The organism is Cryobacterium sandaracinum (genome assembly GCF_004403415.1).
GTDB classification, from domain to species: Bacteria; Actinomycetota; Actinomycetes; order Actinomycetales; family Microbacteriaceae; genus Cryobacterium; species Cryobacterium sandaracinum.
The window spans coordinates 39,641-65,298 of sequence record NZ_SOGO01000008.1; the positions used below are offsets into that span (position 1 = coordinate 39,641).

At 65.0% G+C, this 25,658-nt stretch carries 22 protein-coding genes and 3 pseudogenes; 14 read left to right on the forward strand and 11 right to left on the reverse strand.

The window, feature by feature from the left end:
- Window positions 1–313 precede the first annotated feature (313 nt).
- The 7 genes and pseudogenes from E3T25_RS02270 to E3T25_RS02300 form a co-directional block, all read left to right on the forward strand.
- Window positions 314–1,084, forward strand: a complete 771-nt coding sequence (locus E3T25_RS02270; RefSeq protein ID WP_104171074.1) for a hypothetical protein — start codon at window positions 314–316, stop codon at window positions 1,082–1,084.
- A 260-nt stretch (window positions 1,085–1,344) separates the two neighbouring features.
- Window positions 1,345–1,815 (forward strand): class F sortase, encoded by a 471-nt coding sequence (locus tag E3T25_RS02275; RefSeq protein WP_198412883.1) that lies wholly within the window; start codon window positions 1,345–1,347, stop codon window positions 1,813–1,815.
- Window positions 1,816–1,822: 7 nt separating this feature from the next.
- The gene (locus tag E3T25_RS02280) at window positions 1,823–2,434 is read left to right on the forward strand and encodes a hypothetical protein (RefSeq protein ID WP_134371900.1); all 612 of its coding nucleotides are present in this window, start codon (window positions 1,823–1,825) and stop codon (window positions 2,432–2,434) included.
- 222 nt (window positions 2,435–2,656) lie between these two features.
- Window positions 2,657–3,781 (forward strand): annotated as a pseudogene (locus E3T25_RS17270) (magnesium transporter CorA family protein).
- Window positions 3,772–4,810 (forward strand): annotated as a pseudogene (locus E3T25_RS02290) (magnesium and cobalt transport protein CorA). Before E3T25_RS17270 ends, E3T25_RS02290 begins: the two co-directional pseudogenes overlap by 10 nt.
- Before the next feature lie 172 nt (window positions 4,811–4,982).
- On the forward strand, window positions 4,983–6,902 hold the full coding sequence (locus E3T25_RS02295) for an APC family permease (protein ID WP_241980542.1): 1,920 nt from the start codon (window positions 4,983–4,985) through the stop codon (window positions 6,900–6,902).
- Window positions 6,903–7,058: 156 nt separating this feature from the next.
- Window positions 7,059–7,376, forward strand: a pseudogene (locus E3T25_RS02300) (trypsin-like serine peptidase); the annotation flags it as partial.
- A 247-nt stretch (window positions 7,377–7,623) separates the two neighbouring features.
- Here the strand turns inward: E3T25_RS02300 and E3T25_RS02305 are convergent.
- Window positions 7,624–8,052, reverse strand: a complete 429-nt coding sequence (locus tag E3T25_RS02305; RefSeq protein ID WP_134371904.1) for a hypothetical protein — start codon at window positions 8,050–8,052, stop codon at window positions 7,624–7,626.
- 499 nt (window positions 8,053–8,551) lie between these two features.
- Here E3T25_RS02305 and E3T25_RS02310 point away from each other — a divergent pair, with 499 nt between their 5' ends.
- Window positions 8,552–8,746, forward strand: coding sequence for a three-helix bundle dimerization domain-containing protein (locus tag E3T25_RS02310; protein WP_134343049.1), 195 nt, complete (start codon window positions 8,552–8,554; stop codon window positions 8,744–8,746).
- A gap of 50 nt (window positions 8,747–8,796) precedes the next feature.
- On the opposite strand, the gene E3T25_RS02315 is transcribed toward E3T25_RS02310, so the two are convergent.
- Window positions 8,797–9,180, reverse strand: coding sequence for a nitroreductase family deazaflavin-dependent oxidoreductase (locus E3T25_RS02315; RefSeq protein WP_198415627.1), 384 nt, complete (start codon window positions 9,178–9,180; stop codon window positions 8,797–8,799).
- 426 nt (window positions 9,181–9,606) lie between these two features.
- On the opposite strand from E3T25_RS02315, the gene E3T25_RS02320 reads away from it, so the two are divergent.
- Complete coding sequence (locus tag E3T25_RS02320; RefSeq protein ID WP_134371906.1) at window positions 9,607–10,008, forward strand: VOC family protein; 402 nt, start codon at window positions 9,607–9,609, stop codon at window positions 10,006–10,008.
- A gap of 844 nt (window positions 10,009–10,852) precedes the next feature.
- A complete protein-coding gene (locus tag E3T25_RS02325; protein WP_134371908.1) occupies window positions 10,853–11,740 on the forward strand; it encodes an aggregation-promoting factor C-terminal-like domain-containing protein in 888 nt (295 codons plus the stop codon).
- A 359-nt stretch (window positions 11,741–12,099) separates the two neighbouring features.
- On the opposite strand, the gene E3T25_RS02330 is transcribed toward E3T25_RS02325, so the two are convergent.
- Window positions 12,100–12,297, reverse strand: coding sequence for a hypothetical protein (locus tag E3T25_RS02330; RefSeq protein ID WP_134371910.1), 198 nt, complete (start codon window positions 12,295–12,297; stop codon window positions 12,100–12,102).
- A gap of 44 nt (window positions 12,298–12,341) precedes the next feature.
- The gene (locus tag E3T25_RS02335; RefSeq protein WP_134371912.1) at window positions 12,342–13,007 is read right to left on the reverse strand and encodes a hypothetical protein; all 666 of its coding nucleotides are present in this window, start codon (window positions 13,005–13,007) and stop codon (window positions 12,342–12,344) included.
- A gap of 229 nt (window positions 13,008–13,236) precedes the next feature.
- On the opposite strand from E3T25_RS02335, the gene E3T25_RS02340 reads away from it, so the two are divergent.
- Both E3T25_RS02340 and E3T25_RS02345 read left to right on the forward strand, forming a co-directional pair.
- A complete protein-coding gene (locus tag E3T25_RS02340; RefSeq protein WP_134371914.1) occupies window positions 13,237–13,926 on the forward strand; it encodes a phosphoribosyltransferase in 690 nt (229 codons plus the stop codon).
- A gap of 58 nt (window positions 13,927–13,984) precedes the next feature.
- Window positions 13,985–15,769, forward strand: coding sequence for a bifunctional 3'-5' exonuclease/DNA polymerase (locus E3T25_RS02345; protein ID WP_233191458.1), 1,785 nt, complete (start codon window positions 13,985–13,987; stop codon window positions 15,767–15,769).
- 51 nt (window positions 15,770–15,820) lie between these two features.
- On the opposite strand, the gene E3T25_RS02350 is transcribed toward E3T25_RS02345, so the two are convergent.
- The gene (locus E3T25_RS02350; RefSeq protein ID WP_134371916.1) at window positions 15,821–16,405 is read right to left on the reverse strand and encodes a PadR family transcriptional regulator; all 585 of its coding nucleotides are present in this window, start codon (window positions 16,403–16,405) and stop codon (window positions 15,821–15,823) included.
- Window positions 16,406–16,636: 231 nt separating this feature from the next.
- Here E3T25_RS02350 and E3T25_RS02355 point away from each other — a divergent pair, with 231 nt between their 5' ends.
- Window positions 16,637–17,158 carry a DUF3145 domain-containing protein gene (locus E3T25_RS02355; RefSeq protein WP_104101883.1) on the forward strand — a complete coding sequence of 174 codons (522 nt, stop codon included), beginning with the start codon at window positions 16,637–16,639 and terminating at the stop codon, window positions 17,156–17,158.
- Window positions 17,159–17,251: 93 nt separating this feature from the next.
- Here E3T25_RS02355 and E3T25_RS02360 read toward each other — a convergent pair whose 3' ends face one another.
- From E3T25_RS02360 to aceE, 6 genes are all read right to left on the reverse strand, one after another.
- Window positions 17,252–18,487, reverse strand: a complete 1,236-nt coding sequence (locus E3T25_RS02360; RefSeq protein WP_104101886.1) for a beta-ketoacyl-[acyl-carrier-protein] synthase family protein — start codon at window positions 18,485–18,487, stop codon at window positions 17,252–17,254.
- A 90-nt stretch (window positions 18,488–18,577) separates the two neighbouring features.
- Window positions 18,578–18,826: an acyl carrier protein gene (locus tag E3T25_RS02365; protein ID WP_104171086.1), complete on the reverse strand. Its 249-nt coding sequence runs from the start codon at window positions 18,824–18,826 to the stop codon at window positions 18,578–18,580.
- A gap of 64 nt (window positions 18,827–18,890) precedes the next feature.
- Window positions 18,891–19,895 carry a beta-ketoacyl-ACP synthase III gene (locus E3T25_RS02370; protein WP_104101891.1) on the reverse strand — a complete coding sequence of 335 codons (1,005 nt, stop codon included), beginning with the start codon at window positions 19,893–19,895 and terminating at the stop codon, window positions 18,891–18,893.
- A 12-nt stretch (window positions 19,896–19,907) separates the two neighbouring features.
- Window positions 19,908–20,834 (reverse strand): ACP S-malonyltransferase, encoded by a 927-nt coding sequence (locus tag E3T25_RS02375; RefSeq protein WP_104101893.1) that lies wholly within the window; start codon window positions 20,832–20,834, stop codon window positions 19,908–19,910.
- Window positions 20,835–20,939: 105 nt separating this feature from the next.
- Window positions 20,940–22,145, reverse strand: a complete 1,206-nt coding sequence (locus E3T25_RS02380; RefSeq protein WP_134371918.1) for a PucR family transcriptional regulator — start codon at window positions 22,143–22,145, stop codon at window positions 20,940–20,942.
- An 8-nt stretch (window positions 22,146–22,153) separates the two neighbouring features.
- Entirely contained in the window at window positions 22,154–24,880 is a 2,727-nt protein-coding gene (aceE, locus tag E3T25_RS02385; protein WP_134371920.1) for a pyruvate dehydrogenase (acetyl-transferring), homodimeric type, read from the reverse strand.
- Between the two features lie 256 nt (window positions 24,881–25,136).
- Here aceE and E3T25_RS02390 point away from each other — a divergent pair, with 256 nt between their 5' ends.
- The gene (locus E3T25_RS02390) at window positions 25,137–25,604 is read left to right on the forward strand and encodes a peroxiredoxin (RefSeq protein WP_134371922.1); all 468 of its coding nucleotides are present in this window, start codon (window positions 25,137–25,139) and stop codon (window positions 25,602–25,604) included.
- Window positions 25,605–25,658: the final 54 nt, after the last annotated feature.

Here is a 25,658-nt window from a genome sequence, read left to right on the forward strand (position 1 = left end):
TCGGGTTTCGTTGCGTGCCTTGAACGCGGTCACCATGCGGCCCAGGGTTGCCTCGTTGACTCCGCTCTCGGGTGACGGTCGCGATCGCTTTGCCGGTGGTGATGATCAGCTTCACGGCCTCGTCTGCTTACTCAAAAGTGAACTCCCGACGTGATCTTTCCACAGTGAACAGTGTGTCCTGTGAGTTGTCGGCCACCAAGGACAGGGCCACTCTTGACATATAGGGCCTGTACGCACAAACTCTATTGAAGAATACTCGTTTATGTTTTCGCTCCGATATGTTTTCGAAACTACCTCCTAGTAAGGGACTTTGATGAATAAGAAAACAGCAGTGTTTTTTGTGCCCGCGTTTGCTATTGGTGTCGCCGTATTGACGAGTGGTCCAGCCTTTGCAGCCACTGGTGACGCGTCCTACCAGGGGACGCTCGATGCGATTAACGGCAGCAACGGCAGCGGCACCATCTCCGTTGAGGTTTCCGGTGACCAGGCCACAGTCACCCAGACCGTCAAGGGTCTGGCCGAGACCTTCGACGGTAAGCCGTACCCGCACGTCCAGCACATCCACATCGGTGCGAAGGGGGAATGTCCCACCACGGCAGCTGACACCGATGGAGATGGTGTGATCAGCACGACCGAAGGTCAGCCGTCCTACGGAGAGATTGGCACAACGTTGTCCACGAGTGGCGACACGAGTCCGGCGGCCGGAACTGATCTAACGCTTGCCGGGATGGGTGCAAACTACGACTACAACCGAACCTTCACTCTGGATTCCGCCACCGCGGCCTCGCTGGAGGCAGGCACGGCGGTTGTGGTGGTCCACGGGCTAGACCCGGCCACGTTGACGAAAGCAGCACAGGACGCAAAGAGTGACTTGGTTCCGAGTCTGCCCCTGGCAGCAACGTCGCCGGCTCTGTGTGGCGCCCTGAGCGCGTCGCAAGCGAACATGCCTGACGGTGGCGTGGAAACCGGCGGTGGCAGCACTTCAAGCGGTGCTGACATGGGCCTTCTCGCCCTCGGTGCCGGGTTCCTGACCGCGGCAGGTGGCGCGGTGATGATTCGTCGGCGTCTTGCCGCACGAGGCTGAGATCGGTTCGATCCCCGGTGATTATCCCGGCTGAAAATCGTCGTCGCGGTAGCCGACTGGCTACCGCGGCGGCGGTTCTGCTCTTCACCGTCGGCTGTACGGCGATCGGTTTCGCCCTGTGGGGCAACCCTCCTCCTCCACGGCCGCCTGCCTCGGCTGCCGTGTCAGCCCCATCGCAGGAGCCCGTCTCCGTTACACCCTCACCGGAGCCCATCTCAGTTCCGCCGACTCCGCGGGTTGACCAGGTTGTCGGCCCGACCTTGACCGACTCCGAGCCCACTCAGATCAACGTCCCCGCGATTGAAGTGGACTCTGTCCTGATGCAATTGGGACAGAATCCTGATGGCACGGTGCAGACGCCGTCGTTGGACGAGGCCACGCCGGCCGGCTGGTACACCGGTTCGCCCACCCCTGGCGCGATCGGACCTTCCGTCATCCTGGGTCACGTCGACTCCAGGGCGCAGGGGCGCGCGGTGTTTTACCGACTTGGCGAGATGCGTCCCGGCGACGAGATTTTGGTTACCCGAGCCGATGCGACAGTGGCGGTATTCGTGGTCGACGGAGTGGAGAAATACCCGAAAGATGACTTTCCGCAGTTCGCCGTCTACGGCAACACCGATCATGCGGGATTACGGCTGATCACCTGTGGTGGAGAGTTCAACGAAACCACTCGTACGTACCCAGATAATGTTGTTGTCTACGCCAGCTTGGTGTCCAGCCATGCGGCGTAGCAGGGCTATGACGCGTACCACCAGGCCCGACTGGCTGCTTGCGATCGCGGTGGCTTCCACGGCTTTGCTGGTTGGATGCGCCACCACCTCCTCTGGCGCCGTGGACACAATGGCCCCCGGAATGTCCATGCCAGGCACGTTACCCTCCCCGATTCCGCAGTCGAGCTCGGCAGGCAGCGCGGACGCAGGACCGTCCGCAGCATCACAGATGATTTGTGGCACCGAAACACGCGACAACATCACACGTGCGCTGGCTCTCGCCGCTTCACCACACTCCGTCGACAGCTGGATCAATCGGCAATACACCTGCACGTACCATTTGACTGATGGAGAATTCGTGATCTCGGTGCAGGAATCCTCGGACGCAGCGTCTGCCCGCAGCTACTTCGACACAATGCAAGGAAACCTTGCCCCAGTCCAACCCATTGAAGGACTCGCGAATCTCGGATTGCCTGCTTACGAAACCAAAGGCGGCGTGGTCGTCTTCCTTAAAGACAACATGACGTTACAAGTTGACGCCAGAAAGTTGACGGATAAGATCGGGCCGCATGGCGTCACCCGCACCGCGTTTTCCTACCAAGTAGCTACTGCCATCCTGGGCTGCTGGACCGCACACTAGTCCGTCCGCGCGTCGAATTAGCCAAGCCCGGGCCGCCTATAACGGGACTCGCGTCCTATGATCCAGCCGGGGGTTGGTGGGGATCTGTCTGGGCACCAGGGACTTTGTCCTTGCGCATGCCAGAGGCGTAACAGTGCGAAGACCATGCCGCTTGGAGAAGGATTGTCGCCCAATGCGCCTTCGTGAATCGCGAAACGGGGTTCCAGAAGATCACGGGTGTACATGGTTGACTGGGCCGTGCCCATTCCTCGTACCCGCTGTTACCGTGATGATGTCCTCATCGACGAGAACTTTGCGCTGGCCGATGTGTCCGAACATTTTGAGTTGCCCAACTCCGTGGTTTGGGCGGACCTCTGTACCCCGGATGGTGCCGACCTCGCACTACTAACTGAGGAGCTGGGTTTGCACGAGTTGGCCGTCGAAGACGCCACGAAACTGCGTCAGCGGCCGAAGCTCGATCACTATCCCGATCACTCGTTCTTGTCTGGTTATGCTGTCGGCTTCGATCCGGCCTCGAAAGCGGTTACCACCGACGAGATTGCCGCTTTCATTACGGCCCGTGCACTGGTTACCGTGCACAAGGAGGAGAGCATCGATTTGGACGCTGTGGTTGCCAGATAGGACTCTTTCCCGGACTTGGCGAAGCATGGTGTCGCCTTCCTGTTGCACGGACTGTTCGACTAACTCGTCGACGGGTACTTCGAGGCGGTAGAGGCCCTCGACGAGGAGATCGAAGAGCTCAAGAACCAGCTGTTCGTGCCCTCGGCCGACCAGGAAGCCCTGCAACGGAGTTCTTTCGCGCTCCGGAAGAGCCTGGTAACGCTTCGGCGGGTGATCCTGCCGATGCGCGAAGTGGTGAACACGCTCCTCCGCCGCGACCTTCACCTTGTGGCCGACGAGATGGGTCCTTACTTTCAGGATGTCTACGACCATGTACTGTGCGCTATGAAATGGACGGAGAGCCTGCGCGACCTCGCCACGAGCATCCTCGAAGCGAATTTGGCCCTCCAGGGAAACCGGCTCAACGTGATCACCAAGAAGGTGACCGGTTATGCCGCCATCATCGCCGTACCGACGGCCGTCACCGGCTTCTACGGCCAAAACGTGCCCTACCCCGGGTTCAGCGAGATTGGAGGCTTCTTCAGCTCGGTAGCGTTGATCGTGGGCTTCTCCACGCAGTTGTTTTTCCTCTTCAAACGCAACGACTGGATCTCGGATCCTGACCCGCACTCACGTGCGGTGCTCTCCCGCCCCATCCTGATCGACGCCCTGATGGCACGCCGTCTTTGGGCTCTGCTCACACACTTTCTCGCACGACTGAACGGTGGGTCACGACCATGGCATTGATTGACAACGGCATCTACGTAGCCGGACACCGCGCCGAGAGCCCCCGCAGGCTTGAGGAAACGTACCAAGCCCTCAGCGAGAACGCTGGCATGGCGTAGATCGGACTCTACAGACCGGACGCCACCGAGATACGGTCGGTTGCCAGCGAATTCGATCTCCGCCCGCCGGCCATCAACGAGCCAAGCTCGAGCGGTACGAATCCACGTTGTTCCTCGTCTTGCGCCCCGCACGATACATCGACGAGAAGGAAGAGGTGGAATTCGGTGAGCTTCACCTCTTCATCGGCGAGGACTTTGTTGTCACCGTTCGCCACGCGGAAGCGACGGCCCTCAGCCGGATCAGACATCGCCTCGAGGCGAATCTCCCGCTTCTTGCGAAGGGTCCACAAGCCGTGCTGTACTCCATCCTCAACGAGGTAGTCGATGAGTATGCACCCGTCATCGCCGGACTCGAGAACGATATCGACGAAATCGAAAACCAACTCTTTGACGGCGACCCCAGCGTCTCCCGACGCATCTATGACCTCTCCCGGGAAGTTATCGAGTTCCAGCGCGCGGTGCACCCCCTCCTTATCGGGATGCTCCAAGCGCTCCTCCGCGGCACGGAAAAATACAGGGTCGAACTGGAGCTCCAACGTTCCTTCCGCGACGTCTTGGACCACGCCATCCGCGTCGTCGATCGAGCGGACTCATTCCGCGCCATCCTACAAAACGCACTAACCGTGCACTCCACCCTGGTGAATCAACGGCAGAATGACGAAATGCGCCACATGTCTGAGACGAGCCTCGCTCAGAACGAACAGGTCAAGAAGATTTCCTCCTTGGCGGCCATCCTCTTCGCCCCAGCCTTCGTTGGCACGGTCTCATGAACTTCGACTTCATGCCCGAACTGCACTGGACCTTCGGATACCCGATCGCACTCGGAGAGATGGTCTTCCTTGGCGTCGCCCTGTACGTGGTCTTCAAGAAAAAAATGGCTGTGACCCGCGCTCGAGGCCGACAGCACTTCGAGCTCAGATCTTTGCCCTGAGCGTGCGGCGCTCGCTCGTGTGTGGCTCACAATAGAGGTGTTGTTCGCATTCGATAGATCTGCTCTCACGGTCTTGTGACCGGCGCGGGCGGGATGGAAGATCACAGTGGATTCATTGGACGTTCCGGTCATCCCGGCGAGCGTTGCCAGTCCCGACCGTTCGGCGGCTCCAATGAGCGGCCTCGCGCGGTGGCTGCTTCGGAACCGCGTGCAGCCCCTCGGGCCAGAGAGCCCCGCAGATACCGCGACGAAGCGTCCCTGGTGGATGGTCATGTGTCTGACGGGCGTCGACTACTTTTCGACGTTGTCGTACCTGCCGAGCATCGCCGTGCTCGCTGCCGGGGCACTGGCGCCGTTGGCGACCCTGTTGATCGTTGCACTGACCCTGCTGGGGATGTTGCCGATGTACCGGCGGGTGGCGAAGGAGAGCCCGCACGGCCAGGGTTCGGTGGCGATGCTCGAGCGGCTCCTCCCGTTCTGGAAGGGCAAGTTCTTCGTGCTGGTACTTCTGGGCTTCGTCGCAACGTCCTGGATCATCACGATCACCCTGTCGTCGGCGGATGCCACGGTCCACCTTCTTGAGAACCCATATGCGCCCAGCTTCCTCGAGGGGCATGCCGTGACGATCACGATCGTCCTGCTCCTCACCCTCGGCGGCGTCTTCCTTCTCGGTTTCAGCGAAGCTGTGGCGGTTGCCATCCCGCTGGTGGCGGTGTATCTCACCCTGAATGCCGTCGTCATCGGCGTCGGCCTCTACGACGTCCTCACGGATCCAGCCGCTCTCGCCGGATGGACAGACGCCCTCACCTCCCGCGGCGGGGGGTTCGGTGATCTTCTCGGTCCCGCCATCATCGCTTTCCCGCTGCTCGTGTTGGGTCTGTCCGGATTCGAGACCGGGGTGAGCATGATGCCCCTGGTTGCCTCGGCAGGGAAAACCACCGAGGAGCGCCTGGCTTCACGCATCCGCAACACCCGCAAGCTCCTGACCGCGGCGGCCCTGATCATGAGCGCCTACCTCCTCTCGAGCACCTTCGTCACCACCCTCCTCATCCCCGAGGAAGCTTTCGAAGACGGCGGCGAAGCCAGCGGCCGCGCACTGGCGTACCTGGCCCACGAACTCGTCGGAAACACCTTCGGCACCGTCTACGACGTCAGCAGCATCCTCATCCTGTGGTTCGCGGGGGCGTCCGCCATGGCCGGCCTGATCAACATCGTCCCGCGCTACCTACCGTCCTACGGCATGGCCCCCGAGTGGAGCCGCGCCGTACGCCCCGTGGTCCTCGTCTACACCGGCATCAGCATCGTGATCACGATTGGCTTCAACGCCGACGTCAACGCGCAGGCCGGCGCCTACGCCACCGGCATCCTGGCCATGATGGTGTCCGGCGCCATCGCCGTCACGATCTCGGCGATCCGACGCCACCAGCGCCGAGCCAGTATCGCATTCACCATCCTGACCCTGATCCTCCTCTATGCCCTCGGCGAGAACATCCTGGAAAAGCCCGACGGCATAGCCATTTCGGCGTTCTTCATTCTGGGCATCATCGTCGTGTCACTCGTCTCCCGGGTTTCACGCACCACCGAACTGCGGGTGGAAACGGTCGAACTGGACGAACAAGCGCGGCGCTTCATCACCGACTCGCTCGTCTTCGATGGCGCGTTGAACCTGATTGCGACAAAGCCCAAACCGGGCAAACAGACCGATTATGCCGGAAAGGAGACGGAGCAGCGGGGGATGAATCCCGTGCCGGGTCGTGCCGACGTACTGTTCCTGGAGATCGAGGTGGTGGATCCGTCTAGTTTCAGCGAGACGCTCCATGTTCGCGGTGAAGAAGTCAACGGGCTTCGGGTGCTGCGAGCCCAGAGCCCCGCGGCTCCGAACGCCATCGCCGCCATCCTCTTGGCATTGCGCGACGCATCCGGAGTGCGACCTCACGCCTACTTTGAATGGTCAGAGGGCAACCCCCTCGGGCATCTCCTGCGCTACCTCCTCCTCGGCCAGGGCGATACCGCACCCGTCGTGCGCGAAATCCTTCGCCAGAGCGAAGCTGATCCGGCACGCCGACCCGGAATCCACGTCGGCGGCGGCTGACGGCGCCCCGTACGGCGACGGTTCAGAGAAATCTGCACGGTCAGGAAATCGTGACTCACGCAGGGCGGTTCGTCTCCCCGTCGAGCCAGAGCGTATCGGATGCGTCGTTGTGGACGGTGCCGGTGCCCACCTGCCTGGTGTCGATTTTGTCGCCGCGCATCGGGCGTGGCCTTCAATGACGGCAGAGGGCTCACCTACTCGGCCTTCGGATACCCGGCGGCGGCACCGTTCACCGGCAACACCCTGCAGTCCTGCTCCGGCACCGCCACGGACGCCCCATTCGCCCAGTTCGAATCGCAGGGCATCCCCTGCGACATGACCGGTGGATCATCCGGCGGCCCGCGGTTCATCGGCAGCGGTTCGGCCGGCTATCAGAACTCGGTCAATAGTTTCGGCTACAACAACGTCGCGAACACCATGCTCGTGCCGTACTGGGGATCGGTGATCGAGAGCGCCTATGCTGCCGCCGCCTGAACCTGACCGGCATGACGAACCCGGCTCCGGAGCCGTCGCGCACGAGAATCTGACCGCGGACCCGTCCGACGCCCCGGATGCGCGCGGCGCGACCACGAGCGATCCGTCTCAACCCGGACGGCACTCGCCTTTCGGATGAAGTACCGGGGCAACCAGAACCGACGGACGTACAGTAGAACCACCTGCGGGACAGCACCGGCAAGTCGGGGGTCCGCCGCATACCGCGGTATGCGGCGGACCCGTGCTGTCATCCGGGGTCGAGGCCACGGGGACAGCCAGGGAGCCGATCGCAACCTCTCAACTTGTTCCGCAGCGGTGACAGGGATCGGGAACCGTCGAGGATCATTGACTGCTGAGGGTCTGGGAATGGCTCGAAGACCGCCCGCTTGATGAGGCGGTGCGCATCGAGGGTCGCAAGGAGCACCCACGAGAGTGGCATCGGCACGAGGAGATCGACAACCGCTTGAGCAAGGATGCGGCCAGGACCCACGCGGAGCTGTCGGTCGAGGGTTATCAGAGCTTTCGTTTGCGACGTGCTGAGGGGTGCCTGGGTGTAGGGAGCGCGGTTCGTGTCGGACCGGAACAGGGATGAGTAGTCCTCGGTGGCCACGGATGCGTGCTTCGCCAGGGTGACCCGCGCGACCGGCTTGTGGCGCATCGACGTCTTCAGGTCCATCTCGTCATAGCTCCCGCCCGGGAATAACTCAAACGACGCCAAGTACCCGAGATGTTGACCATTGCTGGGATGATGCCGAGGAGTGCGAGCACGGCGATGATCTTGCATGAAGAGTGTGATCAGAATCGGCGGGCACGTCAGGAGAAGAAAAACGAGGAAGGCCGTGGTGATCGGGTTGGCGAGATCAGGCTGTCGTCTATCCCGTCAACTGAGCGCCCAACCACGCTGCCAACGAAGGCCGGGGCGGCAGCGGCAACCGTCGGACCCCACCAAGTCTCGGCCCGGTATTCGCTCGTCCGGGCTCGATCGCGATGGACGCAAGGCCCGCACTCAATGTGCATCTTGTGAAGATCCCATGACTTCATCGTGCACCCTCGACCGGGAGATGCGTAATTCCCGTTCCGTGCTGGTCGCTGACGAAAGCGATGGGCAGAGTGCGCAACTTTCGGTGACAGCAACGCCTTGATAGGCAGCTCCCGACGGTGAGACACTGGAGACTGTGAACCTCAACGATGAATTGCAGGCCGTCGAAAAAGTGGTGGATCGACTCACGAAAAGATTCCCAAATGTGCCACGGTCGAGCGTTGAAAGAGCTGTCCGCGAGGAGCATCAGAACTTCTCCGGCCGCCCGATACGTGACTTTGTTCCCGTTCTCGTCGAACACGGGGTCAAGGAACGCTTACGCAAACAGTGAGCCACGGTTCAGCGGGATAGTGCGCGACCACCAGTGGTGCCCGTTGCGCCTTACTGGACATCCCGGATCATGAACACCGGGAAGTCGGCTGTTATGGTTTCGAATGCCGAGATTGGCTCCGACTGATCGACCGGAATGTGCGGTCGGGCGCCGGGTGCTTGCGCCAGGTATGACTTGGTAATCGGTGCGCGGGCATCCGCGCGAACCTCTTCAAGTAGCACCGGTCGCCTGCGCCCCGCGTGGATGACGGCGCTCCCATTCGCGGCCCGCACATTGCGCACCCACCGCGAGCCCTGGCCCAGCATCGAAACCACGTACTCACAACCTTCGTAGCGGGCCACCACGAGCGGCAGGGTGAGCAGGGTGTGCGACTTCGGATTGACGGTCTCGAGGCTTACCGTGCCGTGGCCAACGATACCGAGCGAGAACACCATCGCGCTTATTCGGTTCAGGAAACGCGCCCACCGGTTCGGGCGCCCGCCGGCGTACATGCGCCGTAACGAGTCTCCACGGATCATGTCGGGTCGCCGCTGATCTTGAAGTGGGTGTTGTGCACGAATTTTGGCCTGAGTGGTGTGCCTCTCTCGTTTTCCGACTGACACCATCGTTGCGGCTGTGTCGCTCGGGCGAGCTGACAGTACCATCGCATCATGGCGCGACCATTGCCAGTGAATAGCCGATACCGAAACCGTAGAGGACGGTACACCGTCGCCGATCTTGATGACGTGCACCAATGCCAGGGCGCGACCGCGGCCAAGGGATGTCCTACTTCAGCGAATCGACGATCACCAGCTCGATCAGACAACGAACCCTCACAGCGTTCTCGCGATCGGTGGTAGGTCGATCTGTATGCTTTGCATATGACGGCGCCGCAGATCTATGTCACTTTCCCCGGTACAGCGCGCGAAGCGCTCCGCTTCTACGCGGATGTTTTCAGTGGAGAGCTCACCCTGCATACCTACGAGGATTTCGGTCGCAGCGACGGCCCGCCCCACAACATAGCTCACGGAGTGCTCGAGGGCGTAGTTGTATTGATGGGATCCGATGCAGCCGCAGGTGAAAAAAGTGTTCGGCTTGATGGCGTCAAGCTCTCATTGCTGGGCGCCGCCGAACCGGAAATTCTCCACGAGTGGTTTGACAAACTCGCGATGGGCGGCCAGATCGTTGACTACCTTGCCCCAAAGCCTTGGGGTGCTTCGGATGGCCAAGTCATCGACCGTCATGGACTGCACTGGCTCATCGGATACGAACTCGGGCAATGAGCGGCCCACAACGCTCGATCGTGGAGAGCGACAAGGTCCTCGTGGGGATCGATCTGGATGTCCCTCCCTGTTGAACCCCTCCGACAAGTGTTCTCGATCGCTGCTGATCTCCACCGAGCTTGCCCCCTGTCGCCCTCTTGGAGTGCCTCGAAGCGGATGCCGTGCCCGGCCCGTCCGCGGCGGCCCGACCGGTCCCGACCGGACATGCTCGCCGTCAGAGACCTGATCACCAACGGTGGCCAACAGTAAGTCGTGATCAACGCACCGGCTGTCCGCGAGTGCCCACCCGCATATGGGCGTCGAAGCCGGGCAACTTATTGCATCGGGTGCACCCCGTATTTCGCCTCGAGCGTGGCATCCGTCACAATCTCTGGCCTGGATATGCCGCGACAGGTCTGGCAGCGCATCACGCCGGGTCAGCGAAGTACCGACGACCACGGCGAGAGGCACCCAAAGCCTGAGCGAGGCTGTGAAGTCGCGAAGCCGAGGGGTGCCTGACGGCAGGCTGAGAGCTTAGGGCTGCGAACTCCACACCTAAAGTTCCCTCAAAACAAATCTGCCGAAGTTCACCTGTATCACCCCGTTACGCGGACAACGAGTTGTCCTGACTCGAGCCTGTCGACGTGCACCGGCATCGGTGGCGGCCAAGTACGGATGACTTTGCCAGCTATAACTGAGCATCTGTCCAGAAAGTGAGTGCAAGCTGGAGGTTTCGTCCATGCGGCTTCATCTGGCCGTGAGTCCACCGATCAAGGTGCGCCGAGGATCGTGTAGCCCGGCCGCATCGCATTTGGAAGTCATGCGCTCTGCTTCACCCCGTTCACCTCTGACCGCCCGGCGAGAAATGAACGCCAAACGTAGACGTTCGCGCACCAGATCCGTCGCTGTCGGCACCGGAGCAGCTCTCGGTCTCCTCGGCCTGATCATGGGAATCGGTGCGGTGTCACAGGCATCCGCGGTAAATTCTGCCGGCATCGCCGCGACGACGGAGCTCTCCGAAAGCACCGGTTTGCATCACGAGCAGCTCAGTGTCTACTCCGCCATAGCCACAAAAACCGCCCATGACCGGGCGGAGAGCACCCTCAGTGACGCCGGAACGGTGATCACGGCCATGGCGAACAAGGTGGATCCGACCCCACTGGCGTCATCCGTCGCCGCGCTCGGGGACTACAAGTCGTTGGAGACGGACACCGTCATCGAGCTCACCGAACAGACTCAGGAGGCGGCCGACACGGCCCGTTCGGCTGTGGCCGAGGTAGACCGAGCCGCCGCCGAGGCCGCAGCAGCGGCCGCCGCCGAGGCCGCTCGCGCCCAGGCCGAGGCTGCCGTTCAGGCTCAGGCTCAGGCGGACGCCCGGGCCGCGGCCGCGGATGCGTCGCGCGATTCCGCTCCAGCTGCTGAGTCCCAGCCCGACGCCGGCGGCACCACGCCCGCCGAGGCGAAGGCGACGGCCCGGGCGATGGCAGCCTCCAAGTACGGCTGGGGCGAGTCCGCGTTCTCCTGCCTCGTACAGCTCTGGAACAAGGAATCCGGCTGGTCGTACACGGCCAACAACCCCAGCGGCGCCACCGGAATCCCTCAGGCCCTGCCCGGGAGCAAGATGGCCACGGCGGGATCCGACTGGGCCACGAACGCGACGACGCAGATCTCCTGGGGTCTCGGCTACATCAAGGCCGGGTACGGCACTCCGTGCGGAGCCTGGGCGCATTCCGTGACCAACAACTGGTATTGACCGCACCTGACCTGACCCGACCGGGGCAACGGATTTGGGGGTGAGCCGCAGGTCGAGGTGGAGGGTCATGCTCCTGGCTGCTCCACAGTCGAACGGGTGGAAGGCTCAGTGTGCGTTGAGGCGGGCCCCTGCATCGATCGTCGTGCGCGGTGCGCGAGCCGGGGCCCCCGCACGCCGCTGACTCTGGCGAGCGACCTCACGCAGGTCCCACAGATTCTCCCGGGTGACGGAGACAGTCGGGCATCACCTCCCCATGCCGGACCCCTGCACCGGGGTGCCATCCAGCAGTGACGCATCGGCGAGGATGACCCTGCCGGGGTGCACGGAGAAATACCGGGGGAGCCGGTCGAGTTTGGCGGTCAGGTCGACCAGCAGGTCACACTGATCCGACCATCGCACGTCGGCGGCCAGCTCGGCCTCCCGTCGACGGCGCGGCGGAAGGCGCGCGCGACGATGCGCCATGGCTGTTTGGCGATCGCGTCGATCATCTCGCCCAACAGGCTCAGGGCCAGGCCGGCGTACCGCACGGTGCCCCGGCCGCGGTAGGCGTTCGTCATCGACATCAGGCTGACCCGGTCGGCGCCAAAGAAACCTGTGCGAGTCAGCCGACTGCTCCCGGCCGTCTGCGTGCGATGAAGAACGGTCGCACCGACACCAGGTAGAAGGCGACGAGCGCGGCCAGCAACCCCGATGCGGATGCCCCGACGGCGACGCCCCAGAGCAGCCGGGGCCCGTTGCCGGGCACGATCACGCCGGTGATGTCGGCGTTCACGGGCGGCTCCGTGGGCATCATCGCCGGAGTCGGCGTGCTGGTGTTCTCCGGCTCGTTGGTCGTTCCTGCGCGCTCGCCTGGAGCGGGAGCAGAGGTCGGGGCTGGATCCACGTTCTTGGCAGGTGGGGCTTCCGACGGTGCCCCCGCCGTCGCCGACGGTGGAACGACAGCCGGCGTGGACTGTGGCCCGGCCGAGGGGGCCGGCTCTGCCGGGGGAGTGGTGGCGGGTTCCTCAGGTGCTGGCGAGGGGAACTTGGTCGGAGTGAGAGTGGGAGGGGGCGGCGGAGTCGGTGTCGGTCCGGGGGTGGTTTCACCCTCGGTCAGGGCCACACACCGTGACTCCCCGTCGACATCGACGATCGGCACGGTTTCGCCCGGGCACTCGTCGGCGGAGACGCGCGTCGCACTCGGCATCACGGTGCCGAGCGTCAGCAGGAGAGCGATCCCGGCCGTCAGCCCGGTCGCGGCAATCAGGGTGGTGAGTCGTCGATACACAGCTGATCCAGGTTCCGTTCGATGGTGCCGTGATTGTTCTGGTTGAACCGAGTCTGCCCTCGGTCCCCGGACGCGTCCAGTGCCCGGGACCACCGAAGTGGCATGTGTGCCCGTCAGCTCGAATCGGGTCGCCGCGCCTGAGCCCCGGGCGGCCCTCGACAAAGCCGAGGGTCGGCGGCAGAATCGGACGAGGCGGACCCGCAGGAGGTATTCGCCGGGTGGGAGCCTCATGTTCACGAATCGGAGCGAGGCCGGCCGACTGCTGGCCGAACCACTGATCGAACGACTGACCGAGCTTGAGGCGCACGACCCGGTGGTCTACGCCCTCCCGCGGGGCGGTGTGCCTGTGGCGATCGAGGTCGCTCGGCGCCTGCATGCCCCGCTGGACCTCATCCTGGTGCGCAAGATCGGGGCCCCGGGCTATCCGGAGGTCGCGATGGGGGCGGTCGTCGACGGTGCTAGTCCGCAGGCGATCGTCAATGAGGACGTGCTCGCCGCCACCGGGGGCGACTCGATGGGTTTGGCCCGGGCCCGCCGTCGCGAGCTGGCCGAAATCGCACGACGTCGCACCCTCTACCTCAATGACCGCTCGCAGATCAGTCCGCGGGGCCGTGTCGCCGTCGTCGTGGACGACGGCCTCGCGACGGGAGCCACGGCCAAGGCAGCCCTCGCGGCCCTGAAAGGGCAGGGCGCCGCACTCACGGTGCTCGCGGTCCCGGTCGCACCCGCCGAGCTGCTCGGGGAGATGCGGCAGTATGCGGATGTCATCGTCGTGCTGCACGCCCCGCAGGAGTTGTGGGCAATCGGGCCCTTCTACACCGACTTCCACCAACTCTCAGACAACGAGACCGTCGCCCTGCTGCAGGAGGCGTGGGCTGAGGCCGACGCCACTCCACCGACAGACGGCCGGACGAACTGACGGTCATATGACGGATGCTTTTCCCGCCGGTACGGTCCCGAACCGGCAGAATGGGCAGGTGCACCTTCTGGCGAGTCGAACGGGAAACGGGGAGATCCTCGTGCTGTCACTCGACGCCGAGGGCAACGTCGCGGGGCCAGCACTCCGTTTGCCTTCACACGAATTCCCCGGCTATGTGCTCGGTCAGGAGCGAGACCGGCCCCGTTGGGTGTGGGAGGACACGGCCCGCATCTACCCGCTGCTCCTGGCGGCCGGAATCAGGGTGCACCGCGCCCACGACTTGCGCCTGTGCCACGCGATCCTGCGCCAGTCGTCGCTGACCCAGGCAAGCGCGCTGGCCCGGGCGGAGCCGAGCCGCTGGGATCGGGCGGTGGCCTTCGAACCGGCCGCGTCCGCATCCGGGGTGACACTCTTCGACCTGTTCGACAGCGACGGTGACAGCGCCGCCGGCAGCGACACCGAGACCGCCGCCGACGGCGTGACCGGCCGCGACGCCGGCAGCGCGGCCGCCGGGTTCGGTACGCAGGCGGAATACCGGCGCCAGCTCGACGCGGTCCGCGCCTCTGCGGAGCCCGGCCGCCTCCGCCTGCTGCTCGCCGCGGAATCGGCCGGGGCGCTGATCGCCGCCGAGATGCAGTTCGCCGGCCTGCCGTGGCGCACCGACGTGCACGACGCTCTGCTGACCCGCGAACTCGGCCCCCGCGTCGCCCCGGGCATCCGGCCCGAACGCCTCGAAAACCTCGCTCGGCGCATCCGTGACGCTGTTGGCGAACCCGGTCTCAACCCCGACTCCCAGCCCGATCTGATGCGGGCACTGCAGAAGGTCGGCCTGAAGGTGACGTCCACCCGCGCCTGGGAGCTCAAGGAGCTCACCCACCCTGTGATCGATCCGCTGCTCGAATACAAGAAGCTGGCCCGGCTGCTCAGCGCGAACGGCTGGTATTGGATGGACACCTGGATCGTCGACGGCCGGTTCCATCCCGAGTACATCCCCGGCGGGGTGGTGACGGGCCGCTGGGCCACTCGGGGCGGGGGAGCCCTGCAGCTGCCCAAACAGGTGCGCGGCGCAGTCGTCGCCGATGCGGGCTGGAAGCTCGTGGTCGCGGACGCCGCGCAGCTCGAGCCGCGTATCCTCGCCGCCCTATCGGCCGACACGGCCATGGCCCAGGCCGGCCGAGGGACGGACCTGTACGCCGGGATCGTCGCCGGGGGCGTCGTGGAGACCCGCGACCACGCCAAGGTGGCCATGCTCGGGGCCATGTACGGCGCCACCAGCGGGGAGAGCGGGCGCCTCCTGCCCCGGCTCGCGAAGGCCTTTCCGAGGGCACTGGCCCTCACCGAAACGGCCGCACGCGCCGGGGAACGCGGCGAGAGCGTGACGACACGGCTTGGGCGTTCCTCCCCGCGGCCCGGGGAACGCTGGCTGGCCACCCAGGCCAAGGCCTACGACCCCGGGGCGACGGATGCCGACGAGCGCCGGGCCCGTAGTCAGGCGCGAGACTGGGGCCGCTTCACCCGCAATTTCATCGTTCAGGGCAGCGCCGCGGAATGGGCGCTGTGCTGGATGGCGGAGGTGCGCCGGGAACTGCGAATGCTGCCCCAGGGTGCCCAGGGTTCCCAGTGGGCCCAGGGTGCCTCCGGGTCGGAATTCGACCGGGCCCCGCACCTGGTTTTCTTCCTGCACGACGAGGTCATGGTGCACACGCCCGCCGCGCTGGCAGATACCGTCGAGGAGATCATCCGGCGCGCGGCGGATACCGCCGGCCGGCACTTGTTCGGCGATTTCCCGGTCGATTTCCTGCTCACCGTTGCGACGGTCGACAGCTACGCGCAGGCGAAGTAGGTGCAACCACCGCAGAGGCGACGGCAGCTCCGACGGTGCGTGTCGCCCAAGTCAGGCGACGGATGCCGGTCGTCGTCCGCGCTTCGGCCGCACATCGTTCAGACCGTGCCGAAAACCCGCGGCGTGGCCGTCCTCGAGCAGCGCGTCGACGTCCCGAAGCCAGTCCAGCGCAGCGGCGGACAGCGCGGCCCGGGCGGCGCCCGCCAAGCGCTCCGCGCCCGTGGCCGCGGCGTCCATGGTCGCAGTCTCGGTAGTTGACTGCCACCGCCGGCGGTACCGGGCAACGATGCCGCGCGCATCGATGCCAAGCACCTGAGGATCAGGGAGGGAGATGGCGATCAGGACCCGGTCGACCAGGTCGCTCCACTCGTTGCCGGGAGCGCTCTCGGTATCGGCCAGCCAGTGGAGCGCCTCGGCCTGGCCGAGCGCGGTGATTCGGTACAGCGGTAGGCCGTCTGCGGTGCTGCCGGCCGATTCAACGGCCGCCTGTTTAACCAGCCGCTCAAGAGTGCCGTAGATCTGCCCGACGTTGACCGCCCGCCGACCGGCCGTTCGAGACTCCAGCTCGCCATGAAGCTGGAAGCCATAGGCCGGACCGATCGTGAGGATCGCCAGCAGGCAGCTGCGAACAGACATGGGACCTCCGGTGGCCAAGGTATGACCATACTGAGTATAGCGAACGGAGATCCGGTCCCGGCTCGAGTCTTGTGATCGCAGGGGTCGCTGAGGCATAATTTATGGATGCAGCGCCTGCGCGGTGCGTCGACCGTTGGTCATAGGTTCAAGTTCTCGATAAGTTCACAGCACGCCGCATTGTTTCGTTCAGAGGTCGTTGGGGAAGACGCATCTCACAGAACGGGAGAAACGATGGTGGCTACACACGCTCGGCAGGAAGCGACTGCGCGCGGCTACATTTACGTGCATTCCTCGCCTCGCGCTCTGAGTCCCCATGTGGAGTGGGCGGTGGGTCGCGCCCTGGGCGTGCCCGTCAGTTTCGACTGGTCTGAGCAGCCCGTGCTCCGCGGAGCGCAGCGGGCCGAGTACCAGTGGGAGGGCGCCTGCGGCACGGGGGCGCGGCTCGCGTCGGCGCTCCGCGGTTGGGACCACCTTCGCTTTGAGGTCACCGAGGACGCCGGTTTCGGCGCCGATGGGGCGCGCTGGCTGCACACCCCCGACCTGGGCATCTTCTTCGCCCAGACCGACACGGCCGGTAACGTCGTTATTCCGGAGGACCGGCTGCGCCACGCCATGGACCTGGCCGGGGCAAACGCGCTGGAGCTCCACCGGCAGCTCCGCATTACGCTCGGGCAGGCCTGGGACGACGAGCTCGAACCGTTCCGGCACGCCGGCGATTTCAACTCGGTCGTGTGGTTGCACCAGGTGGGCTGACGTGCAGCGCAAGGTCGCTCCCGAACACGGGATGGCCTCGACCGGTGCCGGTCGGGGCCATCCCGGTGCAGGCAGGTTTTCCGCCGGGTGGAGCTAGACCGACCGGAACGCCACGACGGCGTTGTGACCGCCGAAACCGAACGAGTTGCTGATGGCCAGCAGATCGCCGGAAGGCAACGTGCGCGGCATGGTCACCACGTCGAGCGGGATGCTTGGATCCTGGTTCAGCAGGTTGATGGTCGGCGGGGCCATGCGCTTGGCCAGAGCGAGAACCGTGAACAGGGCCTCAATCGCCCCGGCACCACCGAGGAGGTGACCGGTGGAAGCCTTGGTCGCCGACACCGGGATTCCGTCGAGCAGGTCGCCGAACACGCGGCGCAGTGCGTTGTACTCGGCGATGTCCCCGACCGGAGTGCTGGTCGCGTGCGCGTTGATGTGCGAGACATCCGCCAGGCTCGCGTCGGCATTCCTGATCGCGGTGATCATCGCGCGGGCCGCAGCCGTGCCATCGGGGTCTGGAGCGGTGATGTGGTACGCGTCACTGGTCACGGCACCACCAAGGAGCTCGGCGTAGATGCGCGCGCCGCGGGCCTTGGCGTGTTCTTCCGTCTCGACGACGAGCGCCGCGGCACCCTCACCGAGAACGAAGCCGTCCCGGGTGATGTCGTAGGGGCGCGACGCCGTGGCCGGGTCGTCGTTGCGCTTGGACAAGGCCTGCATGGCAGCGAAGGATGCGATCGGAAGCGGGTGAATTGCGGCCTCGGAGCCACCGGCGATGACGATGTCGGCGAGCCCGGCCTGTAGGCGGTTGTAGGCGTTCACGAGAGACTCGGTGCTCGAGGCGCACGCGGACACAACTGTGGTGATTCCGGCCCGGGCGTGAAGGTCCATTCCGATGGCCGCTCCCGGGCCGTTCGGCATGAGCATGGGCACGGTCATCGGCAGCACGCGGCGCGGACCGCGTTCGCGGAGGGTGTCCCACGCGTCGAGAAGGGTCCAGACTCCACCGATTCCGGTCGCCCAGTCGACGGCCAGCCGTTCGGGGTCTGCTTCGGGGGAGCCGGCATCCGCCCAGGCTTCACGCCCGGCAATCAACGCGAACTGGCTGGAGGGGTCGAGACGCTTCGTCTCGTGGCGGGCCAGAACGTCGACGGATGGAACCCTGGCCTGGGCGGCGAAGGTCACGGGGAGCTGAGTCCGGGCCACCCATTCGTGGTCTAGCGTGCTCGTCCCCGATTCACCGGCGAGCAGGGCCGACCAGCTGTCGGCGGCCGTGCCGCCGAGAGGGGAGGTCGCACCGATGCCGGTGATAACGATTTTTTTGGTCATAACGTTAACTCTCCGTGAGGCGTGCAAACGTGGGCATCACCCACAGATCAGGCCGGTCGGCAGATGCCGACCGGCCTGTTCATTTGTGGACTAGACCTGAGCCTTGACGATGAAGTCGACAGCGTTGCCGACGGACTTGAGGTTCTTGACCTCTTCGTCGGGGATCTTGACGTCGAACTTTTCTTCCGCGTTGACGACGATGGTCATCATCGAGATGGAATCGATGTCCAGATCATCGGTGAATGACTTCCCCATCTCAACTGTGTCGGTCGCGATGCCAGTCTCGTCGTTGATGAGTTCGGCCAGGCCGGCAAGAACTTCTTCGGTGGACAATGCCATGTTATTTCTCCTTGGGGGTGTCTCGTATGACCGAGATTCAGTTTAGAGGGGAGTTGAGTGAAATCTAGGGAAGCACGACGACCTGCGCGCCGAACACCAGTCCTGCTCCAAAGCCGATCTGGAGGGCGAGGCCACCGCTGAGCTCGGGGTGCTCTTCCAGGAGACGGTGGGTGGCCAGCGGGATCGACGCCGACGAGGTGTTCCCGGTGGTGGCGACATCGCGGGCGATGACGACCGAGTCGGGAAGCTTCAGTTGCTTGGCGAACTCGTCGATGATGCGCATATTGGCCTGGTGCGGGATGAAAGCGGCGAGCTGGTCGCTCTCGATTCCCGCGACCTGGAGAGCCTCCTTAGCCACCTTCGCCATGTTCCAGACGGCCCAGCGGAAAACCGTTTGGCCTTCCTGGCGCAGGGTGGGCCATTCGGATTCTCCGCGTCGGTATTCCTGCAGGGTGTGATTCATGGTGATGGCATCGGCCTTGGACCCGTCGGATCCCCACACGGTGGGTGCGATCCCCGGGAAGTCGCTCGGGCCGATGACGACGGCGCCGGCGCCGTCGCCGAGGAGGAACGAGATGCTGCGGTCCGTGGGGTCGACGAGGTCGGATAGCTTCTCGGCGCCGATGACGAGCGCGTAGTGGGCGGTGCCCGTGCGGATCAGGGAATCGGCTTGCGCCACGGCGTAGGTGTATCCGGCGCAGGCGGCGTTGACGTCGTAGGCGGCGGCGGGGTTGGCGCCGACCCGATCGGCGACCACGGCGGCAATGGACGGTGTCTGCCGGCCGTTGCTGATCGTGGCCACAATGACGGCGTCGATCAGGTGTGGCTGGATGCCGGACCTCTCTATGGCTTCGCGGGCGGCATCCGTCGCGAGGTCGACGGCCTGGATGTCCTGGCTCGCTCTTGTGCGGGTGATGATGCCGGTGCGCTGTTGGATCCATTCATCAGACGAATCGATCGGACCGACCAGGTCGTCGTTGGGCACGACTAGGTCCCCGCGGGCGGCGCCGATCGAGAGAATCCGGGTGTACCGGGGACCGTGCGATTGCTGGAGTGTTGGCTTGGACATATTCTCTTTCGGTCAGACTAGGTTCTGCTGGTCGATCAGGTCGAACGCAGCGGGCAGGTCGTCCGGCGTCCTGATCGCTACGCTGGGCACGCCCTTGAGGGCACGTTTGGCGAGGCCGACAAGAGCCCCGGCCGGTGCGACCTCAATGATTCCGGTCACGCCGGCATCCGCGAACGAACGCATGCACATATCCCACCGTACCGGCGAGGACACCTGATCAACCAGCAACTCCACGAACCGGACACCGTTGGACACCGCGCTGCCGTCCCGGTTCGTCCAGATCGAAAGCGTGGGATCGGCGGGCGCGAGCAGCGCGGAGACACGGGTGAGGTGCTTCACCGCCGGGTGCATATACCGCGTGTGGAATGCACCAGCCACCTGCAGCGGAATCACCCGGGTGCGCGGATTGGGGTTCTTGCCGAGAGCGGCCAGAGCCGCGAGGGAGCCGGCGACGACGATCTGTCCGCCACCGTTGAAGTTGGCCGGGGCGAGGTCGAGTTCGTCGAGGCGGGCCAGGAGTTCGGTCTCATCGCCGCCCAGCACGGCGCTCATGCCGGAGGGCTCCAGCGCCGCGGCCTCGGCCATGGCGGTGCCGCGCTCGCGCACGAAACGCACGGCGTCCACCGCGCTGAGGATGCCGGCGCCGGCTGCGGCGGTGATCTCGCCCACCGAGTGACCGGCGATACCGGTGATGCGCTCCCGCCGGCCGTCGGCGAGGAGTGCGTTCAACGTGAGGAGTCCGGCGGCCACGATCAGCGGCTGGGCGATTCGGGTGTCCCGAATGGTGTCGGCGTCGCTCACGGTGCCGTGGCGCATCAGATCAATTCCGCAGGCCGCGGAGATCTCGTCCAGGCCGGCGGCGAAAGTGGGGTTCCGAAGCCAGGGCTCGAGGAAGCCGGGGGTTTGTGAGCCCTGACCGGGGCAGACGACAACAATCATTGATCCAGTCTCCCAACCTCGTTTGTTGCGGGCATGTCGGAGATCCACCAACTATTCGCGGAGTGTTTGTCGAATCTCGTTAGTTCGGCACCTCTGACGCCGCGATTAACGCCGGCGTGTTGAGCCGTCGTGGTCGCTGATCGACCCGATGATCAGGGCGGCCTGCAGGATGAGGGCCTCACGGGCGCCCGTGGCGTCGTAGCCGATGACCTCTGACACCCGCTTCAGGCGGTAGCGCACGGTGTTCGGGTGTACGAACAGTTCCCGGGCGGTGGCTTCCAGGGAGCGACCGTTGTCCAGGTAGCACCAGAGTGTGGTGAGCAGCTCGGTCGAATGCGCCTGCAGCGGGCGGTAGATCCGGTGGATCAGCGTGGCGCGGGCAAGCGGATCGCCGGCCAGCGCCCGCTCGGGGAGCAGATCGTCCGCCTGTACAGGGCGTGGGGCGTTGCGCCAGGAGCGCGCCACGGCGAAGCCGGCCAAGGCGGCCTTAGCGCTCTTGGACGCGTCGACCAGATTCGGCACCTCGTGGCCAAGCACCAGGTGGCCGGCGCCGAAGCTCGGCTCGAGCTGCACCGCGATCTCCATGAAGCTGAGGGCGGAGGCCGTGCCGATCGCGTCATCCGTCTCGGTCGGCGACGGGTGGGCCCGGCCGATGACCAGGACGAGCCGGTTGCCCTGCACCCCGATCAGAACGTCGGCGGCCATGTGGCGGGCCGAGCGACGCAGCTGGTCGACGTCGAGCATCTTGGGTGTCGTGCCCACGAGCACGCAGACCTCGCCGTGCCCGTGCCAGCCGAGGGCCGCGATCCGGCTGGGCAGTTCGTCGTCGTACTCGCCGCTCAGGATCGAGTCGACGACCAGGGCCTCGAGGCGGACATCCCAGAGGCCGCGTGCCTCGGCTGCCCGGGCATAGACATCCGCCGCGCCGAAGGCGATCTCGCGGGAGTACAGCAGGATGGCCTCCCGCAGGATTTCCCCGCCGTCTTTGACCCGCTCCTCCACCACCTCGACGGTGACGCGGATGAGCTGCAGGGTCTGCTGCAGGCTGATTGAGCGCAGCAGTTCTCGCGGAGCGGCACCGAAGACGTCGGCCGCGATCCAGGGGGTGGACCGCGGGTCGTCAAACCACGAGATGAACGACGTGATCCCGGCCTGGGCGACCAGGCCCACGGCGGAACGCCGCCCGGGCGGCATATCGCCGTACCAGGGCAGCGTGTCCTCGAGACGCTTCAGCGTCGCCGTGGAAAGCTCCCCGGATATCGTTCGCAGCCAGGTGAGCGTCTGTTCCTTCGTCTTCGGTGTGGGTGCCACGGGGGCTGTTAGCTCTCGCCCCCGGCGGAACCCGTAGTTCCCGCCGTTACGTCGTGCAACCGGTACTTCGCGATCGCCTGGCCGACGACGCTGCGGTCGACCTCGCCTCGGCGAGCGAGAAGTTCGAGTGCGCGCACCACCATCGACGGTCCGTCGATCCTGAAGTAGCGGCGGGCCGCCGGGCGGGTGTCGGAGAAACCGAACCCGTCGGCGCCGAGGGTCGCGAAGTCGCCGGGCACGAACTGCCGGATCTGATCGGGCACCGCATGCATGAAGTCGGTGACGGCGATGAACGGTCCGGCGGTGCCGGTCAGCTTCTCCGTCACATAGGGGATCTGCGGCGCGTCGTCCGGGTAGAGGAAGTTGTGTTCCTCGACCGCGATGCCATCGCGACGCAGTTCGGCCCAGGAGGTGACCGACCAGACGTCGGCGGACACTCCCCAGTCCTCGGCCAAAAGGGCTTGGGCCTCGAGCGCCCAGGGCACGGAGACGCCGGAGGCCAACAGCTGCGCCTTCGGACCGGACACATCGGACACGCTGACGCGGTGGATGCCGCGCACGATGCCGTCCACGTCCACGTCGTCGGGCTCGCGCGGCTGCACCTGCGGCTCGTTGTAGACCGTGATGTAGTACATGACGTTGGGGTCGGCGTGCGTTCCTCCGTACATCCGCTCGAGTCCCGACCGCACGATGTGCCCGATCTCGTAGCCGTAGGCCGGGTCGTACGAGACCACGGCGGGGTTCGTCGAGGCCAGCAACGGCGAGTGGCCGTCGGCGTGCTGCAGGCCTTCGCCGGTGAGGGTGGTGCGTCCGGCGGTTGCGCCGATCATGAACCCGCGGGTCATCTGATCGCCCGCGGCCCACATGGCGTCGCCCGTGCGCTGGAAGCCGAACATCGAGTAGAAGACGTAGATCGGGATGAGCGGCTCACCCTGCGTTGCGTACGACGTGCCCACGTTGGTGAAAGCAGCCATCGCGCCGGCTTCGTTGATCCCCACGTGCAGGATCTGGCCCTGCGGGCTCTCCTTATACGCCAAAAGCTGCGCGTGGTCGACCGAGGTGTACTGCTGGCCGCTGGGGTTGTAGATCTTGGCGTTCGGGAAGAACGCGTCGATGCCGAAGGTGCGAGCCTCGTCCGGGATGATCGGCACGATGCGGTGTCCGAAGTCCTTGGCGCGCAGCAGTTCCTTGAGCAGCCGTACGAAGGCCATCGTGGTCGCGATCTCCTGCGTGCCGGAACCCTTCTTGGTGGGGGCGTAGGTCGCGTCGCCCGGCAGGGTAATCTGCGTGTACTTGCTGCGACGCTCCGGCACGTACCCGCCGAGCGCGCGGCGGCGCTCATGCAGGTACTGGATCGCCTCATCGTCCTCGTCCGGCTTGAAGTACGGCGGGAGGTAGGGGTTCTCCTCGAGCTGGGCATCCGTGATCGGCATGTGGGTGCTGTCGCGGAACGTCTTGAGGTTGTCGAGGGTGAACTTCTTCATCTGGTGGGTCGCGTTGCGGCCCTCGAAGCTCGGGCCGAGGGCGTAACCCTTGACCGTCTTGGCCAGGATAACGGTCGGCTGGCCCTTGTGCTCGGATGCGGCCTTGAATGCCGCGTAGACCTTGCGGTAGTCGTGGCCACCGCGCTTGAGGTTCCAGATGTCGTCGTCGGTGTAACCCTCGACGAGCTTGAGCGCGCGGGGGTCGCGGCCGAAGAAGTGCTCACGCACGTACGCACCGCTCTCGGCCTTGTAAGTCTGGTAGTCGCCGTCGGGGGTGGCGTTCATCAGGTCGCGCAGGGCGCCATCGGTGTCGCGGGAGAGCAGCTCGTCCCACTCGCGACCCCAGACGACCTTGATGACGTTCCAGCCGGCGCCGCGGAAGAAGCTTTCCAGTTCCTGGATGATCTTGCCGTTGCCGCGTACCGGGCCGTCGAGGCGCTGGAGGTTGCAGTTGACGATGAAATTGAGGTTGTCGAGACCCTCGTTGGCGGCAACCTGCAGCTGCCCGCGGCTCTCGACCTCGTCCATCTCGCCGTCGCCGAGAAACGCCCAGACCTGCTGGTCGCTGGCGTCCTTGATCCCGCGGTTGGTGAGGTACCGGTTGGTTTGCGCCTGGTAGATGGCGTTGATCGGGCCGAGTCCCATGGAGACCGTCGGGAACTGCCAAAATTCCGGCATCAGTCGCGGGTGCGGGTAGGAGGACAGCCCGTTGGGGCCGTGGGACTTCTCCTGGCGGAATCCGTCGAGTTGGTCGGTGCTCAGGCGGCCCTCGAGGAAGGCCCGCGCGTAGGTTCCGGGGGAGGCATGGCCCTGGATGAAGATCTGGTCTCCGCCGCCCGGGTGGTCCTGGCCGCGGAAGAAGTGGTTGAAGCCGACCTCGTAGAGGGCAGCGGAGGATGCATAGGTCGAGATGTGGCCGCCGACGGAGATGCCGGGGCGCTGAGCACGGTGCACGAGAACGGCGGCGTTCCAGCGTATCCAGGCGCGGTAGCGGCGCTCGATGTCTTCGTCGCCAGGGAAGTCGGGTTCATTGCCGGCCGCGATGGTATTGATGTAGTCCGTGGTCGGCACCATGGGCACGCCGAGGTGCAGTTCCTTGGAGCGTTTCAGGAGCGTCAGCATGATCTCCCGACCACGCTGGTGACCGTGGGCCGATACGAGCGCGTCCAGCGATTCCGACCATTCGGCGGTTTCCTCCGGGTCCGCATCCGTGCTGTTGACCGAATACGGGTCCTGGTCGTTGACAGTCACACTCGACCTCTCTCTGTTGGGCAGACCATCGAAGCGAACCTGCCAAGTTAGCGGTGCCGGATGACGGTCGGATCACGACCGATGGCACCACGCAAGCCTACAGATTTTGCCTTCGGTTTGTGCGCGGTCGGTGAGCGCCGTTCGGGCCGGGAATCGAGGGTCCCTTGGGACGCTCATCTTGGTTCCGGCAGAAGGCGGGGCTAGGCTGTGGCGTCGCCTTGCATCGTTCCCGTGGGCGCACGAAAGGAAGCGCTCCATGGCGTTGGAAAATGACACCCAGGCTCCTGATTTCGAGCTCTTCAACCAGTTCGGCGAGCGGGTGCAGCTCAGCGAGTTCCGCGGGAAGAAGTCGGTCGCCCTGGTCTTCTTCCCCCTCGCGTTCTCGGGAATCTGCAGTGGCGAGTTGTGCGAGCTGCGGGACAACCTGTCGTTGTTCGTCGCCAACGAGGTGGAACTGCTCGGCATCTCGGTCGATTCCCGTCACGCCCTGCGTGCCTGGGGGGAACAGGAACGGTACACCTTCGACCTCCTGGCCGACTTCTGGCCGCACGGTGCGGTCGCTAAGGAATACGGGGTGTTCCTCGAGCAAAAGGGCTTTGCGAACCGGGCCACGTTCTTGATCGACCCTGAGGGGATCATCCGGGCCAGCTTCATCACCGCGCCGGGCGAGCCCCGGTCGTTGGAGGCCTACCGGGCTGCGATCGGCGAACTCCAGCCGACTTGAACCCGGCCGCGGTCCACCCGGCGCGCAGAATCTGTATGATGAAATACGGCCTTC